The organism is Shewanella sp. cp20 (assembly GCF_000832025.1).
Classification (GTDB): Bacteria; Pseudomonadota; Gammaproteobacteria; order Enterobacterales; family Shewanellaceae; genus Shewanella.
This window is the reverse complement of sequence record NZ_JPII01000007.1, coordinates 107,298-124,863: the sequence shown is the minus strand read 5'-3', so window position 1 is coordinate 124,863 and position 17,566 is coordinate 107,298. Positions and strand designations below refer to the sequence as shown.

Annotated in this window: 16 protein-coding genes; all 16 read left to right on the top strand. The window is 55.6% G+C overall.

Translation table 11 applies throughout. The annotated features are described in order from the left end of the window. Positions 1 to 200: 200 nt before the first annotated feature. The 16 genes from DB48_RS00880 (at position 201) to DB48_RS00805 (ending at position 17,565) form a co-directional block, all read left to right on the top strand. Positions 201 to 2,492 carry a nitric-oxide reductase large subunit gene (locus DB48_RS00880; RefSeq protein ID WP_041508652.1) on the top strand — a complete coding sequence of 764 codons (2,292 nt, stop codon included), beginning with the start codon at positions 201 to 203 and terminating at the stop codon, positions 2,490 to 2,492. 174 nt (positions 2,493 to 2,666) lie between these two features. Further along, positions 2,667 to 4,202, top strand: a complete 1,536-nt coding sequence (gene norR / locus DB48_RS00875; RefSeq protein ID WP_041508446.1) for a nitric oxide reductase transcriptional regulator NorR — start codon at positions 2,667 to 2,669, stop codon at positions 4,200 to 4,202. A gap of 24 nt (positions 4,203 to 4,226) precedes the next feature. Further along, positions 4,227 to 5,654, top strand: coding sequence for a M16 family metallopeptidase (locus tag DB48_RS00870; RefSeq protein WP_041508445.1), 1,428 nt, complete (start codon positions 4,227 to 4,229; stop codon positions 5,652 to 5,654). After that, positions 5,651 to 7,093 (top strand): M16 family metallopeptidase, encoded by a 1,443-nt coding sequence (locus tag DB48_RS00865; protein ID WP_041508444.1) that lies wholly within the window; start codon positions 5,651 to 5,653, stop codon positions 7,091 to 7,093. Before DB48_RS00870 ends, DB48_RS00865 begins: the two co-directional genes overlap by 4 nt. A 262-nt stretch (positions 7,094 to 7,355) precedes the next feature. Continuing rightward, positions 7,356 to 7,976, top strand: coding sequence for a helix-turn-helix transcriptional regulator (locus tag DB48_RS00860; RefSeq protein ID WP_041508443.1), 621 nt, complete (start codon positions 7,356 to 7,358; stop codon positions 7,974 to 7,976). A 123-nt stretch (positions 7,977 to 8,099) separates the two neighbouring features. Then, positions 8,100 to 8,372: a Flp family type IVb pilin gene (locus DB48_RS00855; RefSeq protein WP_041508442.1), complete on the top strand. Its 273-nt coding sequence runs from the start codon at positions 8,100 to 8,102 to the stop codon at positions 8,370 to 8,372. A 61-nt stretch (positions 8,373 to 8,433) separates the two neighbouring features. After that, on the top strand, positions 8,434 to 8,742 hold the full coding sequence (locus DB48_RS00850) for a Flp family type IVb pilin (RefSeq protein ID WP_041508441.1): 309 nt from the start codon (positions 8,434 to 8,436) through the stop codon (positions 8,740 to 8,742). Positions 8,743 to 8,821: 79 nt separating this feature from the next. Continuing rightward, a complete protein-coding gene (locus DB48_RS00845; RefSeq protein ID WP_041508651.1) occupies positions 8,822 to 10,180 on the top strand; it encodes a hypothetical protein in 1,359 nt (452 codons plus the stop codon). Further along, positions 10,180 to 11,040 carry a hypothetical protein gene (locus DB48_RS00840; RefSeq protein ID WP_041508440.1) on the top strand — a complete coding sequence of 287 codons (861 nt, stop codon included), beginning with the start codon at positions 10,180 to 10,182 and terminating at the stop codon, positions 11,038 to 11,040. Before DB48_RS00845 ends, DB48_RS00840 begins: the two co-directional genes overlap by 1 nt. A 4-nt stretch (positions 11,041 to 11,044) precedes the next feature. Continuing rightward, positions 11,045 to 11,716 (top strand): hypothetical protein, encoded by a 672-nt coding sequence (locus tag DB48_RS00835; RefSeq protein WP_041508650.1) that lies wholly within the window; start codon positions 11,045 to 11,047, stop codon positions 11,714 to 11,716. A 7-nt stretch (positions 11,717 to 11,723) separates the two neighbouring features. Further along, on the top strand, positions 11,724 to 11,915 hold the full coding sequence (locus DB48_RS00830; protein ID WP_041508439.1) for a hypothetical protein: 192 nt from the start codon (positions 11,724 to 11,726) through the stop codon (positions 11,913 to 11,915). Between the two features lie 14 nt (positions 11,916 to 11,929). Beyond that, on the top strand, positions 11,930 to 12,826 hold the full coding sequence (gene cpaB, locus DB48_RS00825; RefSeq protein WP_041508438.1) for a Flp pilus assembly protein CpaB: 897 nt from the start codon (positions 11,930 to 11,932) through the stop codon (positions 12,824 to 12,826). Continuing rightward, a complete protein-coding gene (locus DB48_RS00820; protein ID WP_041508437.1) occupies positions 12,823 to 14,133 on the top strand; it encodes a type II and III secretion system protein family protein in 1,311 nt (436 codons plus the stop codon). Before cpaB ends, DB48_RS00820 begins: the two co-directional genes overlap by 4 nt. A 9-nt stretch (positions 14,134 to 14,142) precedes the next feature. After that, positions 14,143 to 15,849: an ATPase, T2SS/T4P/T4SS family gene (locus DB48_RS00815; RefSeq protein ID WP_041508436.1), complete on the top strand. Its 1,707-nt coding sequence runs from the start codon at positions 14,143 to 14,145 to the stop codon at positions 15,847 to 15,849. Then, positions 15,842 to 16,693, top strand: a complete 852-nt coding sequence (locus tag DB48_RS00810) for a type II secretion system F family protein (protein WP_041508435.1) — start codon at positions 15,842 to 15,844, stop codon at positions 16,691 to 16,693. The genes DB48_RS00815 and DB48_RS00810 overlap by 8 nt, the downstream gene beginning before the upstream one ends. A gap of 8 nt (positions 16,694 to 16,701) precedes the next feature. After that, on the top strand, positions 16,702 to 17,565 hold the full coding sequence (locus DB48_RS00805) for a type II secretion system F family protein (RefSeq protein ID WP_041508434.1): 864 nt from the start codon (positions 16,702 to 16,704) through the stop codon (positions 17,563 to 17,565). The last annotated feature ends 1 nt before the right edge of the window (position 17,566 follow it).

The following is a 17,566-nucleotide window of genomic DNA, read 5'->3' as shown; positions in this document are numbered from 1 at the left end:
TCAAATCGACACAGACGAAACACACTCTGTCCTTTTGACACGCAGTGTCATTTTTACACTTTAGTGTAAGTGTCATTATGACAATTTAATAAGACACCAATATAAGGTTAATCGATAAGAATCAACAACTTAAAAAATTGGCACACTAGATGCTGTTACAGGGTACTCCACACCTACAATATATTGCGCTGAGAGGCTCTATGAACAAACAACGGCTAACGGCGATAGCACTCTTGATAGTACTTATCGCTTCATTCTCTGTCCTGCTAAGCATAGGCAGTGACATCTATCGCGAAAAACCTCCGATTCCCACTGCCTTTACCGATGTTCAGGGTCAGCCCCTGTTCACTCAAAATGATATCGAACGCGGCCAACTGGTTTGGCGTTCTATGGGCGGACACCAGCTGGGCTCCATCTGGGGTCACGGCTCCTACGTCGCCCCGGACTGGACCGCAGACTGGCTACACCGTGAGGCTCAGGCCTGGTTAGATATCACCGCCAAGGCGCAATATGGCAGAAGCTTTAACGAACTGGACTCTATCAAGAAAGCAGGGCTCGAGCAGTCTCTGCGTGACGATCTTCGCCACAACAGCCTGACCACCTCGGCCAATGGTGAGATTCACATCAGCCTATCTGACACCCGCGTCAAGGCGATTGAAGAAGTTTCGGATCACTATCTGTCTCTCTTCGGTGACGATCCTAAGCTTGCTACTCTGCGTGAACAATACGCGATGAAAGAAGGCACAGTACCCGACCTAGAGCGTCGCCAGCAGTTAAACGCCTTCCTATTCTGGGGTGCCTGGGCCGCCATCACCGAACGTGAAGGTCAAGAGTACACCTACACCAACAACTGGCCATTCGACCCTCAGCTGGGTAACACCCCAACCTCTGACAACATCGTCTGGTCTATCCTGAGTATCGTGACCCTGATCGCAGGTGTCGGAGCCCTGGTTTGGCACCATGCGGCTGGCAAGCATGAAGAGCTGCCAACACCCGCCAAAGAAGATCCTCTGTTCCTCAAGAAGCCAACGGCCTCACAGAAAGCCGTGGGTAAATACTTCGTTACTGCGGTCGGTCTCTTCCTGCTACAGGTCCTCCTGGGGGGCATCACGGCTCACTACGCGGTAGAAGGCCAGAACTTCTACGGTATTCCGTTATCCGAGATCCTGCCTTACTCAGTGACACGTACCTGGCACACCCAGCTAGCAGTATTCTGGATCGCCACCGCCTGGCTTGGCACAGGCCTCTATATCGCACCTGCACTATCGGGTTACGAGCCTAAGTTCCAACGCCTTGGCGTCAACGTCCTCTGGGTTGCCCTGGTAGTCGTAGTACTGGGCTCAATGGCCGGTGAATGGATAGGTGTACAACAGTACTTCGACCTGGACACTAACTTCCTCTTCGGTCATCAAGGATACGAATATATCGATCTCGGCCGCGTCTGGCAGGTACTGCTACTCGCTGGTCTATTAATCTGGCTAACCCTGGTCACCGCCGCCATCCGCCCAGCCCTTAAGGTACAAGGTGAGATGCGCCCTGTGATCTGGGTACTGTACGCCTCTTGTGTTGCCATCGGCCTCTTCTATGGTGCTGGCCTCTTCATGGGCAAGCACACCAACCTGGCTATCGCCGAATACTGGCGCTGGTGGGTAGTTCACCTATGGGTAGAAGGCTTCTTCGAGACCTTCGCGACCTCTGTTATCGCCCTGATGCTGGTACGTCTAGGCCTAATCCGTGCTCGTAGCGCCAACGGCGCCGTACTGTTCGCCACTGTTATCTTCCTCACCGGTGGCCTTATCGGTACCCTGCACCACCTCTACTTCACTGGTACACCTACGGGTGTTATCGCCTGGGGCGCCATCTTCTCAGCACTGGAAGTAGTACCGCTAGCACTGATCGGCTTCGAAGCTATCGAGAGCTACCGTATGCGTAACGCCAGCCCCTGGATGATTCGCTACAAGTGGGCCATCATGTTCTTCGTTGCAACAGCCTTCTGGAACTTAGTGGGTGCCGGCGTATTGGGCTTCCTGATCAACCCACCAATCTCGCTATACTTCATCCAGGGTCTTAACACTACTGCGACCCACGGCCACGCTGCCTTCATGGGGGTATACGGTATGCTGGGTGTTGGTCTGATGCTCTTCTGTCTGCGCGGTCTCACCGGTCAGATCCAATGGAGCGACAAGCTGCTTAAGGGTGCTTTCTGGAGCCTGAACATAGGTCTGGCGGCCATGGTCTTCATGTCACTGCTACCTGTCGGTCTGACTCAGTTCTTCGCCGTCATCGAAAATGGCTACTGGTTCGCCCGTTCACCAGAAGTGATCCACAGCCCATTGGTTGAGACACTGGTTTGGATGCGTGTCCCTGGTGACGTCATCTTCGGTGCAGGAGGTCTGTTCCTTGGTGCCTTCCTGTTCGACATCATCAAGAAGGCCATCGGTGCCAAGGGTACACAACCCGTTGCCGATTCAACACTATCGGCTAACGCATAAGGCCTGACATCACTCGACAAAGGGGTCATAGCGACCCCTTTTTACCCTCAAAGCAAGTGTAAAAATGACAATAAACATTAGTGTTAAATTGACATATACTAAGATCTAAAACCACCGCAGCATGCCAGTAGAGAAGGATACAGCCTGGCATAGGTGCTACATTTCGGAGACCCCATGGCACTAAGTCAAACCCAACTGACGCGGATGGCGTTAGATATCACCTCGGGATTGTCCAATCATGACAGGTTCTCGCGCCTGCTCGACACCATCAGGGAAAGTATGCAGTGCGACGCCGCGGCGCTGCTGGAATTTAAGGGTCAGCAGTTTACCCCATTAGCCATCAACGGCCTGAGTCCCGATGTACTTGGGCGCCGTTTCGTCCTCCACGAGCACCCCAGACTGGAGGCGATCGCCCGTGCCGGTGACGTGGTGCGCTTTCCCGCCGACAGCGATCTACCCGATCCCTACGACGGCCTGATCCCCAATCAGGGCGATAACCTCACGGTGCACGCCTGTATCGGCCTGCCGCTGCTGGCCGACGGCAGCCTGATCGGCGCCGTGACCATAGATGGCTTCGATCCCGATCAATTTAAGTCCTTCACCAATGAACAACTCAGAGGGATCAGCGCCATCGCTTCGGCCTCCCTCAACAACGCCCTTTTGATCGACAAGCTGGAGAAACAGGCGCTGCAGGCCCAGTGGGACAAGGACGACGGCACCACTCAGAATAAGGAAGGCACCAAAGAGATCATTGGTCAGTCCCAGGTGATGAACAACCTTAAGCAGGAGATCGCCGTGGTGGCACCGACGGATCTCAACGTGCTGATCATGGGCGAGACGGGCACGGGTAAAGAGTTGATCGCCCATGAGATCCATCAGGGGTCCATGCGCGCCGCCCAGCCCCTGGTCTACCTCAACTGCGCCGCCCTGCCAGAATCTGTGGCCGAGAGTGAGCTGTTTGGCCACGTCAAAGGGGCCTTTACCGGCGCCGTCAGCAACCGCAGCGGTAAGTTCGAGATGGCCGACAAGGGCTCGCTGTTTCTCGATGAGATAGGCGAACTGCCGCTGACATTGCAGGCCAAGCTGCTCAGGGTATTACAGTATGGCGATCTGCAACGCGTCGGTGACGATCGCAGCCTCAAGGTGGACGTGCGCATCATTGCCGCCACCAATAAAAACCTCAAAAACGAGGTGTTAGCCGGACGTTTTCGTGCCGACCTCTACCACAGACTCAGCGTCTTCCCCTTAGTCGCCCCGCCGCTGCGAGAAAGGGAACAGGACATCACCCTGCTGAGCGGCTTCTTCGTCGAGCGCTGTCGTCAGCAACTAGGACTGCAGACCTTAAGGCTCAGCCCAGCCAGTCTGGCGATGCTCGAGGGCTACCAATGGCCAGGCAACGTCAGGGAACTGGAACACAGCATCTACCGTGCGGCCATTCTTGCAAGGGCTCAGTCGTCCGGCAGTAACGGCCTTATCAATCCCGAGCATTTTGAGTTCGCCAACTCGGCGCCGCGCAGCGTCCAGAGCAGCGGCAAAACCGTTGCGCCACAATTTAGTGGCAGCCTCAAGCAGGCGACCGAAGCCTTTCAGGCCGACTACATACGCCAATCCCTCACTCAGCACGATAACAACTGGGCCGCAACCGCCAGAGAGCTCGAGGTCGATTCGGGGAATTTACACCGTCTGGCAAAACGGATAGGGTTAAAGTAAGTCAATTTCAGAAAATACAATAAGATGCCAAGCCAGACACGCCGCTATTCCCTGCTCGTTGCTCTGCTGAGCCTACTAGGCTTTAACGCCATCGCCAGTGAGCCAAGCCTGGAGACACTGGCGGCGCCTCTCTATCAATTGGAACAAAAGCTTAGCCGGCATGAGCTCGATAACGGCCTGAGCCTCTATCTGTTGCCGCTACCCAATAAGCAGAGTGTCGCCATCTCCAGCCAATTTGCGGTAGGCTCGCGCAACGAGTCCGAGGGCGAATCGGGTTACGCCCATCTGTTCGAACACATGCTGTTTAAGGGCAGCGAAAATGCTCCCGGCGACAGCTATGGCCAGACCATGAGCGCCCATAGCGGCTACTTCAACGCTAGTACCTTCTTCGATGCCACCAACTACTATGTCAATCTTCCCAGCCAGGCGTTAGCGCTGGCGCTCTGGCTCGAATCGGATCGCTTCATCCGCCCCAGACTCAGCGAAGAGACGGTGCGCAATCAGCAACAAACCGTGCTCGAAGAGATGGCTACCACCATAGACAACCAGCCCTATATTCGCCCGGCCATGACCTTTCTGCTCAACCAGGTAAAGGACAGCCCCTATGGCCACGCGGTGATCGGCTCAGTTGACGATGTATCGGCGGCCACACCCGCCAGCCTGAGCCGTTTCCACCATGACTTCTACCGCCCAGATGCCATGCAGCTGGCTATCGTCGGCGACCTGCCGTCACAAACCTTGAGCTGGGTGGAGCAGTACTTCGGGAGCTGGCAGAAACCCAGTCGTCCGTTGGCGCACTTCTCCCCCCTGGCCGTCGAGCGACAGCCGGTCCGAGGCGAGATAGTCGATAGCCGCGGCCCCTGGCCGGGGCTCTTGCTGGCCTGGCACACGGTCGGCACCTTAGCTCCCGACGCGGCGGCGATGACACTGGTCGAGGATTACCTGCTGCAAAACCGCACCAGCATGCTGGAGAAACTGCATCTCAAGACACCAGAAACCCTGCTGCACTACTCCGTTCCCCTGTCGATGCAACATCTCGGCGTCATGAACCTGGTTCTGGTCCCCAGAGCCAAGGTCTCTCTCGACGATCTCAGCCAGCGCATCACAGAGATGGTCGACCGACTCGCAACTCAGGGGGTCACATCGACTGAACTTGAACGGCTCAAGCGTCGCTGGCTGCTGGCCCAGCTGAGTAAACTCGACAACGACGTCAGCCTGGCTAACCTGCTCAGCGCCAGCCAACAGAGGGATAAGCTCAACCCCCTTACCGCCCCCTGGGAGCGAATTGCAGCCGTGACTCAGGAGGATATCAAGCGAGTCACCCAGCAATATCTCAGCCCGGGCTATGTTCGCCTGGATCTGCTTCCCCCCTGGTACATACGTTGGGGTAAGGCGATATTAGAGTGGCTCCCCGACGGCATGTCCGACTCATTGGAGGAGAAGGTACTATGAGACAGATGAGCCTACTCCTGATCCTCGGCTGCAGCCTCTTAAGCGGTGGCTGCCAGCAGACCCGGCTAAGCTTTACACAGGTAGAAGCCCCTAAGGTACCGAGTTTCAACGCACCGACCAATGCCCCAGCGCTGGCAAGGCGCGAGTTTACACCTTTGGCGCCCCCCGAGGCTATCTCGCTGTCAAACAAGGTGAGCCTGCATAGACTCCCCGGCATGCCCTCACAGTTGGTCGGCATACACCTGCTGGCCGTCAGCCCGGATGCGCCCTATGAAAACCTCGATATTCTGCATACGGCGCTGCAGCAGCATAGCGTCAAGCTGGCCAATCACCACGACATGCCCTGTCTCGAAAGCCTGACCATACACCCCAGCATCCATGGCCTAAGGCTCAGCCTCAAATGCCCGGCATCTGAGCTAGTGCAGGCGGTGGACATCCTGGTGCAGAGCTGGTCACCCGAGGCCTATGGCGAGCTGGATCTGGCCAAACTCAGACGCCAGCTGGCCCTGGATAAACATATCAGGGCCTTTAACGGCAGCGAGGTAGAACAGGTCTGGGCCGACAAGATCTTAGGTAGCGCACATCCCTATAATAAGGCCTTGAATAACAGGGCGCTGCAACAGAGCCTGGATGCGCCTCAGCTGCTCGCCCTGCTCAGGCAGACCAAGGCCCAGAGCCGCTGGCACCTGCTGCTGGAGGGAGGTCCCGACATAGATGGCAACCTAAGGCAGAAGCTTGCCGCCAGCCTGAGCCAACTGGGCCAGCAGCAAGCGGATGAGGCCAGCTTCGTCGATACTTTTAGCCCCTACGGCAAGCAGCTGTTTGTGATCGACGCCCCCGGTACCGTGCAGACTCAGGTACGGATCGGCTATCACCTGCCACTCACACAAGATGACCAGGCCGACTCGGCGTTTGCCTGTGAGGCCCTCAGTCGCTGGCTCGGCCGTAGCTTCTCGGGGCGTCTCTACTTCGATCTCAGGGAGCAAAGGGGCCTCACCTATGGTATCTATGGCCGCTGTTTCAACAATCCTATGGCAAGGATCCTCAAATACTTTGGCGCCACCCAACAGCAGCATACGGGCGCCTTCATTCGTGGCATCTTAGATCACCTGGCGCTGGCGGCCGATGCTCCGCCCTCGGCGGCCGAGCTCGCCGCACTGAAGACCTCTCAGTTCAGTCGACTCGCCCTGCGTCAGGATGATCCCGGCCAACGTATCGAGGACTACAGTCAGGCCATTGCGCGCCAAGCCAACGCCGACTCGCTATCCGATCGACTCTTGCGCTGGCAACAGATGACACCCGAATCGCTACAAGCCATGGCAAAGCAACACTTTGGCCAAGTACCTGTTATCGTCATCCGCGGAGACTTTGAACGCATCAGGCCTGATCTCGAGGAAAAGCTACCCGACTGGCAACTCAAGCTCACCTCGGTGGACTAATCTCACCGCAAAGATGGGGCGTAAGAATCACGCCCCATCGCTGTTCACTTCCCCCACCTAGCCACAATATCCTTTGGGGTTCCTGCCCAAAAGGATATAAACCCTAAGTCGTCGCCCCTTGATATTAATTCCTTCTTATATAGAATACGTAAAAATAAACGAGCGTTTAATAATTTAGTAATAATAAAGTCTTACGCTCAGACAAATAAACAAACCCTATTAGTAACAAAGTAGTACATTATAAATCTCATAAGGACGTGAAATGTATAATGGTGAAATATTTACCCTGAGTCAGTCGCCAAAAAATATTCAGCTGTTAAAGCATGTTTCTGGATTACTCAATTTAAAAGTTAATACCAGCGCAAACTCGCTCACGGCCTGGCACACCCCACAACAAATCCCCAAAATTCTATTTCATTTTCTTAAAGACGTTCACGGCGAGCTAGGTCAGATAGACTCGGGGCTCTTATCGGCGGGCAAGCATATTGCCATCTGCGAAAGCCTCTCGATGGAAGATGAATTAACACTAATAAAACATGGATTTAGCGGTGCAACCAAGGCGTGCAGCCCGGCGCACGCCATAGTGCAGATGCTCGACAATGTGCTGGAGGGTAACCTGTTTTTTAGCCTGAGCGCCCTGTCGCACTATATTCAGACCCAGCAGCAACCCGCTAAAGCCTCCGAGCGACATGCGCTGTTTCAGGGGATCACCAAGAAGGAAAAAGAGGTGCTCTCTTTTATTTGCAAGGGCCTAAGCAACTCGGAAGCCGCAAATAAAATGAACGTTTCAATCAATACCATCAAGATGCATTTACAAAACATTTACAAAAAAACCGATTGCAAGAGTCGAGGACAGCTCCTGGTTAAATATAACCAAATCTAATACGGAAAATAATAACAACGGGTAGGTTTGCCACAACAATATTATTCCTAGGGATAATTGAGACACTAGGGTATGACGATAAAATAGCCGAGTCTTAATTATATATTCTCAAGGAGAAAAGAGATGTTAAAGAAAAAGCAACGCGGTCAAGGCATGACCGAATATATCATCATTGTCGCACTGATCGCCGTATCTGCCATCGGGGTATACAGCTTCTTCGGCCAAACCATTCGTAATCAGGTTGCAGGCTTGTCGGCAGAGATGTCTGGACAGGATTCGGCAGCACAGATTACCAATGCAAAAGGTTCTGCTACCGACGCAAACAATGTGGCTAGCAAGGACTACAACCTAGGCAACTATAACGACGCTGCCAACAAGAGTGCTTCGGGTAACTAAGCCCTTTTCAATGCTAGCGGCCTCCAGCCGCTAGCATTGATGTCATTCATAAAAGGAATTTATGGTGAAGAGAACAAACATAAAAGGTCAGGGCATGACCGAATATATCATCATAGTCGCCTTAATCGCCGTCTCGGCAATTGGTGTCTACAGCTTCTTCGGACAGACGGTGCGCAACCAGGTTGCCGGTCTATCAGCCGAAATATCAGGACAAGACTCAGCCACTCAAATAGGGGCAGCCAAAGGCTCGGCATCGAGCGCCAATCAAGTCGCCGATAAAGATTACAACCTAGGTAATTACAACGACGGAGCCAATAAGGCCAGCGGCAGTACCGGCTCAGGCGGTGGCTCAGGTAGCGGCGTAGATTAACTCCTCCCTTTCCTCGAACACTAGCCAAGAGACTCCTATGCATCCGAATTCCATGCGCTCCAGACAGCGAGGACAGGCCATGGCATTGTCTTTAATGCTGATGTCGCTCGCACTCATGTCTGTGCTCTACAGTTTTAACACGGCCAAGGTCAACCTCAACGCGACCAAGCTGCAAAATACCGCCGACAACACGGCCTACAGCGTTGCCACCTTTGCCGCCAGGGACTTCAACTTCAAGGCCTATACCAACCGCGCCTCGGTCGCGAACCAGGTCGCCATCGCCCAGATGGTAGGGCTCTCCTCCTGGTTTAACATGACAGACAGATTCGCCCAGAATGCCTGTTACAGCCTCTGCTGGGTACCTTATGTCGGCGCCGTGGTTCGCGGCATAGAACAGGCGGTGGGCACCATCAATCAGGTGGCACAACCTGTGTTTGAAGGGTTGATCTACGCCGAAGACGCCATCCTCTGGACCCTGAGTAGCTCACAACAGGTGATCCACTACGCGGGCATGGCCTCCAGCATCGAATCGGCTGGCAAGGTGGTCAAGGCCAACGATAGCGAAGCCAGGCTGGATCTGGCGCAAAACCCGCTACTGTTTCTCGATGTGAAAGATACCTGGATATCATTCCAGAAGCGCCATAGTCGCGGCTCCAACAGAAAGGAAACCCAGTTTAAAGATTTTATCGGCGTAACCCTGGCCTCCAGAGATCCTTTCAGCGCAAAGCGAACCTACAAGTTGGGCGGCATCTGGTCGATGACCCTCTTTCCCATACGTTGGAAAACCCAAAAAACCGGTGGCAGCGATCTCATTAGCTACAAAAATGGTCAGGCGGAGTCCTGGACCTCGATGGATACCATCAGTTTTCACCTCTCTAAGTTTCGTTGTAGCTGGTCAGGATGCCGCTGGCGCGGATACAGGGAAACACCACTGGGCTGGGGCTCAACCAGCTCGGATGATCGCGCCAATATCGCCCGGGTCGGCAATCGTCACTCATGGGGCAGTAGTCGCAGCATCAATCGCACCGCATCCCGATACGCAGGTTACGCCCAGGAAACCCGTGGCGACTACAATGGGGTGCGCCCCTTCTTTGGCCTCTCAAGCAGCGCCAACAAGAAGAGTCAGACAGATAATATCGCCGTGGTGGTTTCTAAGGAGCGTAACAAGGTCGGCACATCGAGCAGCACCAAGCTGGTGGGTGATGGCCTCAATCCGGCAAAAGACTTGGAGATGCTCGGCAATCGCATGACGGCACTGGCAACGGCGCAGGCCTACTACTCTCGCCCCAGAGATCTGATGCAGATCACCTCCTCCTGGGCCAGACGAGATGGTCGCCACGAGTATGGCAACCTCTACAACCCCTTCTGGCAGACCCGTCTCACCGACTCCACCAATGGCGAGCGCAGCAGCGTGCTGGCCTTGACGAGGATGCTCTAATGGCCAAGAAACAACAGGGCCAGGCATTGGTCGAAAGTGTGGTCGGACTCAGCCTGGTGATTATCCCCCTGCTGGTCGTCTTCCCGCTACTGTCAAAGGTTTCTTCAGCCCAGCACAGGGCGGATCAGGCCGCGCACTATAACGCCTGGGAGCGCACCGTCTGGAAAGAGGGACGACCGGACAGAATGCCCAGCCGCAGTGGCCTCTATGTGGCCATCCGCTCGGATGACCAGCAGATGCAATACCTGCCCTGGCGCTTCTACCAGCAAGATGGTCGCAAGATAGCGAGCCGCCATCAGGAAAAGTGGAGCTGGGACAACAGGGTCCACCCACTGCTCAAGTATCCCCTAAAGCGCGACGGCACAAACACTCTGCTGCTCAAGAATCTGCAGGAGTCGGCCAAGGATGAGCAGGAACTGGCAAGGTTAACCGGCAGCCAACAGGGCACAGGCACGCCCGGCACCTACGGCAAGACCGTCGAGCAAGCCGTGGGCATGCTCTCTTTCACCGGCTTTAAACTGCCCAGAGATCAGTTCTATCGTACCCAGATCAGGACAGATCTGGAAAACCTCAACATGAGCCCTTTTGACGAGCTGGATCTGAGTGTTCACGGCCAAAGTGCCCTGCTCGCCTCGGGATGGAACGCCGCCGGCCCCTACCATGTGAGGAACCGGGTTAGACGCTTGGTGCTGACCAACTATATGGACGTTGGCGTGATCCGCACCGCCCAGAACCTCATCGGCATCATCCCCTTCGGCAAAGAGATCAAGTCCAACTCGCTGAAGCTGGGTTTCGTCGAGCCCGATGTGCTCCCCGCTAATCGCCTATGTACCTATGGCACCAAGAACTGTGGAGGCTGATCCCATGAAATCCCTTTTCCCCCTTATCCTCGTACTGTTCGCAGGCCTCTCACACGCAAGCGACTGGCCAGAAATAGATTTTCCCGACACCGCCAAGGTAGAGATAGTCGCCGACGAGATGCGCTACAACGGCTACCCCATGAAGACCTGGGTGGTCAAAGACACCCAGACCCAGGCTCAGCTGGCGGCCTTCTTTACTAAGGCCTGGCAGAAGGAGAGCGAACGCTTCGACTCGCGCCCCTTTAACGGCGACCTGGTGATCAACAGCCTGCAGCCTCCCTACCTGCTGACCGCCCGCATCAGCCAGCAGTTTGATGGCGTCACCGCCTTTGTCGGCATCACTAAGAACATGGAAGAAAATGAGCTGGCTAAGGTGAGACGCAACAGCTTCCCCCAGCCAAGTGGCGCGACCCTGCTGTCGGATATCGCCTCGACCGATCTCTACAAGCAGGGGCGCACTATCGTACTGAGCAGCTCTCGTAGCCTGGCCAGTAACTATCACTACTACCGCCGCCACTACCAGCAGCGAGGCTGGGTAGAAGAAACCGCCATACTCGATACCCAATCGGGTAAGGCCGCCCTGCAGATGAGCCAGGGAACCAATAGTGTCGACATCAGCTTCGACACCCGTAATTCGCAAGTTTACATAGTTGCCAATCAAGTGAAACAAGGATGATGAACCCATGCAGTTAAGCAACGCCCGCTGTCGGGGCCAGGCCAGCGTCGAATACCTGGTGGTATGCGGCGCCTTAGTCGCCGCTCTGCTCACCCCCGTCAGCAATGATAACAATGTGCTGGATCTGTGCGCCGATGCCCTCACCGAGTGGTATACGGCGTTTGCCTATACGAAATCGCTCTCGATACTCCCCAACTAACTTCAGGTTTGACGATGAAATTAAAATCAATTGACTTCAATTGGGTGCTGCTAGTTATTGCCTTGATATTAGGTGGTATTTCGGCGTGGGCGACCAAGAATTACTTTATAGCCAAAGAGCAGGAACTCAGAGATGAGTTAACCAAGGACAACATCGCCATGGCCGACGTGATCGTCGCCACCCAGCAATTGCAAAAGGGCGACATCATCTCCCAGGCCAACATGTCGGTACGTCAGATCCGCGCCGATACTCTGCCGCTGGATGCCATACACCCCAGCCGCTTCGGCGAGGTCTCAGGTCAGATGTTGCTGCAACCCATGGCTCCGGGCCGCCCCTTGATTGAGACCTATCTGCCCGGCATGCGGGTGGCACAGTTCTCCGACATTCTCAAAGAGGGTCAACGCGCCGTCACCATAGATATCGATGAACTTAACTCGAATGCCGGCATGCTGGTGCCCTCGGATCATGTCGACCTGCTGCTGGCCTTCAAAGAAGAGGGCCGCGATGGCGAGCGAAAGAGACTTCAGCTACTGCTGGAAGATGTCACCGTACTGGCCACCGGCAGACGCAGCATAGATGTCAATCCCGAGCTGGTCGACACCCTGTACGACAATCCTAACGCCTATAACACAGTGACCCTGGCGCTATCGGTCAACGACGCGGCCCGCGTCTCCCTGGCAAAAGAGAAAGGCAAGTTCGTCACCCTGCTGAGAAACCAGAAGGAGTCGAGCGCGCTGGAGTTTATCTCTATGCATGAAGGCCAGCTGTTTAACCGCGAAGAGAAAAACCACGAGCTTGCCGTCGAGGTGATCACCGGCGGTAACGGCATCAAGACCAGTACCCAAACCTACCCGCTTCCCAAAGAGATGCTAGAGCAACTCAGTCAACTGAAAGATAAAGCCGTACTATGAAAACATTGAAAATTGTCGCATTTTTTTGGATATGCCTGCTGCTGCCCGCCTCGAGCATGGCGCACAACAACCGCCCGATGAAGCTCTATGTCGGCGCCGTCGAACTCTACAAGGCCGCCAATGTCGAGCGCATCGTCGTGGGTAACGGCAAGGTGCTCAGCGCCAAGGTCGTCGACAATAAGGGGGTCTTGCTGATTGGCGAAGCCCCGGGCAATACCGACCTGCAGCTGTGGCAGAAAGATGGCAAGCTGATCAAGCTCAGCCTCACCGTCACCCCAGACAACAGCCTGCGTACCACCGCCATGGTCAAGAAGATGCTGAGCGCCTTCCCGTCGCTCACCGTATCGGAAAGCGATGGCCTGATCATAGTACAGGGCGAGGCCGACCTAGCGCAAAAGGAGCAGCTGGAGAAGATCCTCGAAGGTGGCCCTAACATCGTCTCTCTGGTGAAATACCTCAAGTTTGCCAAGACCATGTCCCCCATGGTGAAGATGCAGGTCAAGATCGTCGAGTTTAACAAGTCGACCCTCAACAACGTCGGCATCAAATGGGAGACCTCCATGGCCGGACCGGCCTATGGTGTGGCCAAGGGGTTCACCGCCAATCCTATCTTCAACGTCGCCTCCCCCGGGCAATATACCGAGGCCATCACAGAAGCCATAACCAGCAACATTGGCGTGCTGGATACCCGCGGCTGGAGCTCGCTGGGTATCGTCTCGGGCATCGGCAGCCAGATCCAGTTGCTGTCAGAAAAGGGCGACGCCCGCCTGCTGGCGCAGCCCAATCTGACCACCCGCAGCGGCGAGTCGGCCAGCTTCCTGGCCGGTGGCGAGTTCCCCATACGTAGCGTCAGCGGCCTGGGCGCCGTGGATGTCGAATACAAAGAATACGGTATCAAGCTGGATATCGAGCCTGTGGTCGATGATCAACAAAACATCGTCAGCCGGGTGATGGCCGAGGTCAGCTCCATCGACCCTTCGGTGGCCGTCGATGGTGTGCCTGGCATGCTCACCCGCCGCACCGAGTCGGTTATCAACGTGAAAAACAACGAAACCATAGTGATCTCGGGCCTGGTCAACAGCGAGATGTCTAAGATAGTCAACAAGTTCCCTCTGCTGGGCGATATCCCCATTCTGGGTGAGCTCTTTAAGTCGCGCGACTTTAAAGACGACAAGACAGAACTGGTTATCTTCGTCACGCCCGTGGTGGTCTATCCGGGGCAGCAAGAGCATGACACTCAGCTCAATCGTGGCCTGGAGATGGCAGAAGAAGCCACCAAGCTCGAAGCTTTCTACATCTTGGACTAGGAGCAGCGCATGTTTAATATCTTAGTCAGCACCACTAAGGGCACCAAGGTTGGCGAGTTTCAGTGTATCCATCGCGAATGTCGCGTGGGCAAAGATCCCGACCAACTCATCGTCCTTCGAGGCTTTAAGATCTCCAAGCATCACGCCACCTTACGGCAAAATGAGGATGGCATCTTCATCGTCGATAACAAGAGCCGCACCGGCGTACGCGTGAACGATGAGAAGCATCAGGAGTTCGGTCCCCTCAGTCTCAACGACAAGATCCAGGTGGGTGATTACCAGCTCAGGGTACAGAGCAGCGATCCACAATTTCAGGCCAGCGTCCCCGCTGAGACGCCACCGCCAGCGGCTCCCGTCGCAGCCGCCCCTGTAGCAAGCATGCCCGTGGCAGCATCGGTCGAGGCAACACCTCAGATAGTGTCGGAGCAGAGCGCCCAGATCCAAAGGCGCAACGAGTGGCGCCGCAAGGTTCATACCGAGCTACTCAAGCAGATGGACCTGCGCCGGGTCAATGTGAACGAGATGAGCGATACCGAGCTGCGCGCCCAGAGCGAGGTGCTACTCAAGCAGATCATCGACAACTTCAAGCTACCCGAAGATATCGAGATCTCGGCAATCACCAAAGAGGTACTGGACGAGACCATTGGTCTGGGGCCACTCGAAGGCTTGATTGCAGACCCGGATGTCACCGAGATCATGGTCAACAGCCATGATCAGATCTTCTATGAGAAGGCGGGTAACCTCTACCTGTCGGATATCGCCTTCTCCGACGATCAGGCGGTGCTGGGCGCCATCGAACGTATCGTGACCCCCATAGGCAGACGTATCGATGAAAGCTCGCCCATGGTGGATGCCCGCCTCAAGGATGGCTCCCGTGTCAATGCGGTGATCCCGCCCCTGGCGCTCAAGGGCCCCTGCATCACCATACGTAAATTTATGCAGCGACGCCTGAGCTGTGACGATCTGGTGGCCTTCGGCTCCATGAGCCCGGCCATGGCGGAGTTCCTCGAAATCGCCGTGAAACAGAAACGCAACGTGGTCATCTCGGGGGGCACAGGCTCGGGTAAGACCACCCTGTTGAACGTACTGTCTAACTTCATCCCAGATAACGAGCGTATCGTCACGGTGGAAGACGCCGCCGAACTTCAGCTCTATCAACCCAACCTGGTTTCCCTCGAGGCCCGTCCCCCCAATCAGGAGGGCAAGGGTGCCATCGAGATCCGCGATCTAGTGAAGAACTGTCTGCGGATGCGCCCCGATCGCGTGGTGATTGGTGAGTGTCGTGGCGGTGAGGCGCTGGACATGCTGCAGGCGATGAACACGGGTCACGACGGCTCGCTCACCACGGCACACTCCAACTCCCCCAGAGACTGTATCTCACGTTTGGAGGTGATGGTGATGATGGCGGGCATGGATCTGCCGGTAACGGCGATTCGCGAACAGATCACCTCGGCGGTCAACATCATAGTGCAGCAGTCGCGCTTCTGTGACGGCTCGCGCCGGGTCACCAGTATCTGTGAGGTGACAGGCATCGAGGGCGCCGTTGTGCAGCTCTCGGAGATCTTCAAGTTCCAGCAAACCGGCTTCGACGAGCAGGGTAAGGTACAGGGCTACTACACGGCTACCGGTACCCTGCCCGAGTTCTATGAACAGCTGCGCAAGCAAGGAATCGCCGTGCGTCTGGATATCTTCGACAAGGATAGCCGCTATGAGTAGTCCGTTAATCGCCGCCCTGCTGGCGTTTGCCTCGGTCACCATGCTGGTATGGGCGCTAAAGCACCTGTCGACACGATTCGCCAAGCGCTATCAGGAAACCTTTACCAGCTCGGCCCGCACCAACCTGTTCGATATGTTCCTGTTTATCGAGCCTAGGCAGCTGTTTGTCATCAACATGCTGACCCTGTTGGCGGTGCCTTTCGTGGTGCGGTTATTCTTCGGCTCTTGGGTGCTGGGGATATTGGTGAGTATCGTGCTGGCCCTGCTGCCGCGCTTTGCCTATCAGTTCCTGCATAAGCGCCGTCGCCGTAAGTTTGTCCACCAGCTGCCCGACGCACTCAACATGGTCGCCTCCTCGATGCAGTCTGGTGCCAACGTCAGCAACGCCATCGAATTTATGGCCGAGGAGATGGAGGCGCCGATCAAGCAGGAGTTTCAACTCTTCCTGCGTGAGCAGCGCCTGGGGGTGGAGTTCAACACCGCGCTGGACAACATGTTTAAACGCATCCCGGAAGAGGAGTTTCAGCTGGTAACCGCTGGCATGCAGATCTCTCGCGAGGTCGGCGGCAACCTGGCCGAGGTGCTGCTGCGACTCTCTGCCACCCTGCGTAAGAAGATAGAGATGGAAGGCAAGATCGATGCGTTGACCTCTCAGGGCAAGATGCAAGGGATAGTGATGACACTGCTACCCGTGTTTATCGGCGTGGTGCTCTACCACATGGAGCCTTCCGCCATGGGCCGTATTTTCACAGAACCCATGGGCTGGGCCCTGATCGCCCTGGTCATCATCATGCTCTCCAGTGGTTACCTGTCGATCCGTAAGATCGTCGCGATAGACGTATAGGAAAAATCATGGTCAATCTTATTGTCGCCTGCTTCGTGGTCTCCCTGGTTTTCCTGACCATCAGCTGCGCCCGTATCTACCTCAGGGTCCCTAAGGAAAACCGTGAGTTTATGGATCCCCTGTCGCCGGGTCTTAAGCTTATCTGGCCCTTGGTGCGCCTGCTGGCCTTCTATGTCAGTGAAAACCTGAGCGTAGACTATCTGGAGCGGGTCTCCAAGAAACTCCAGGTCTCGGGCCTGTCTTACATCATGACCGCGGAGCAATACTTTGCCATCCGTATCCTAAGCACCCTGTTTAGCCTGGGGCTGACGCTTATCTGTAGTGCCATGCTAGACACCTATGTGCCTCAGTACCTACTGCTGGCCGCCGTGCTGGGTTACTTTCTGCCTGTGATGACCCTTAACGATCTGCGGAAGAAACGCCAGGGATTGATCGTCAAGAGCCTGCCCGTGTACCTGGATTACCTCACCATGTCCATCGAGGCGGGCCTGAACATGACGGGTGCACTCAGCCAGGCGGTCGAGCGTGGCCCCGCCGGCCCGCTGCGTATCGAATTTGAGAAGGTGATCCGCGACATGCGCGCCGGCATGTCACGTGCCCAGGCGTTTCGTAACATGGCGGATCGTGTGCAGGTGACCGAGGTCAACAGCCTGGTCAGCGCCCTGGCGCAGGCGGAAAGAACCGGCGCCAGCCTGGGGCAGACGCTGAGGATCCAGTCGGATCAACGCCGAATCGAGCGTTTTCAACGCGCCGAGAAGAAGGCGTTGGAGGCGCCGGTCAAGTTGGTCTTCCCGCTGATCGTCTTCATCTTTCCCGTGACCTTTATGATCTTGGCCTTCCCGATTGCCATGAAGTTTATGTACGAGCTCTAAC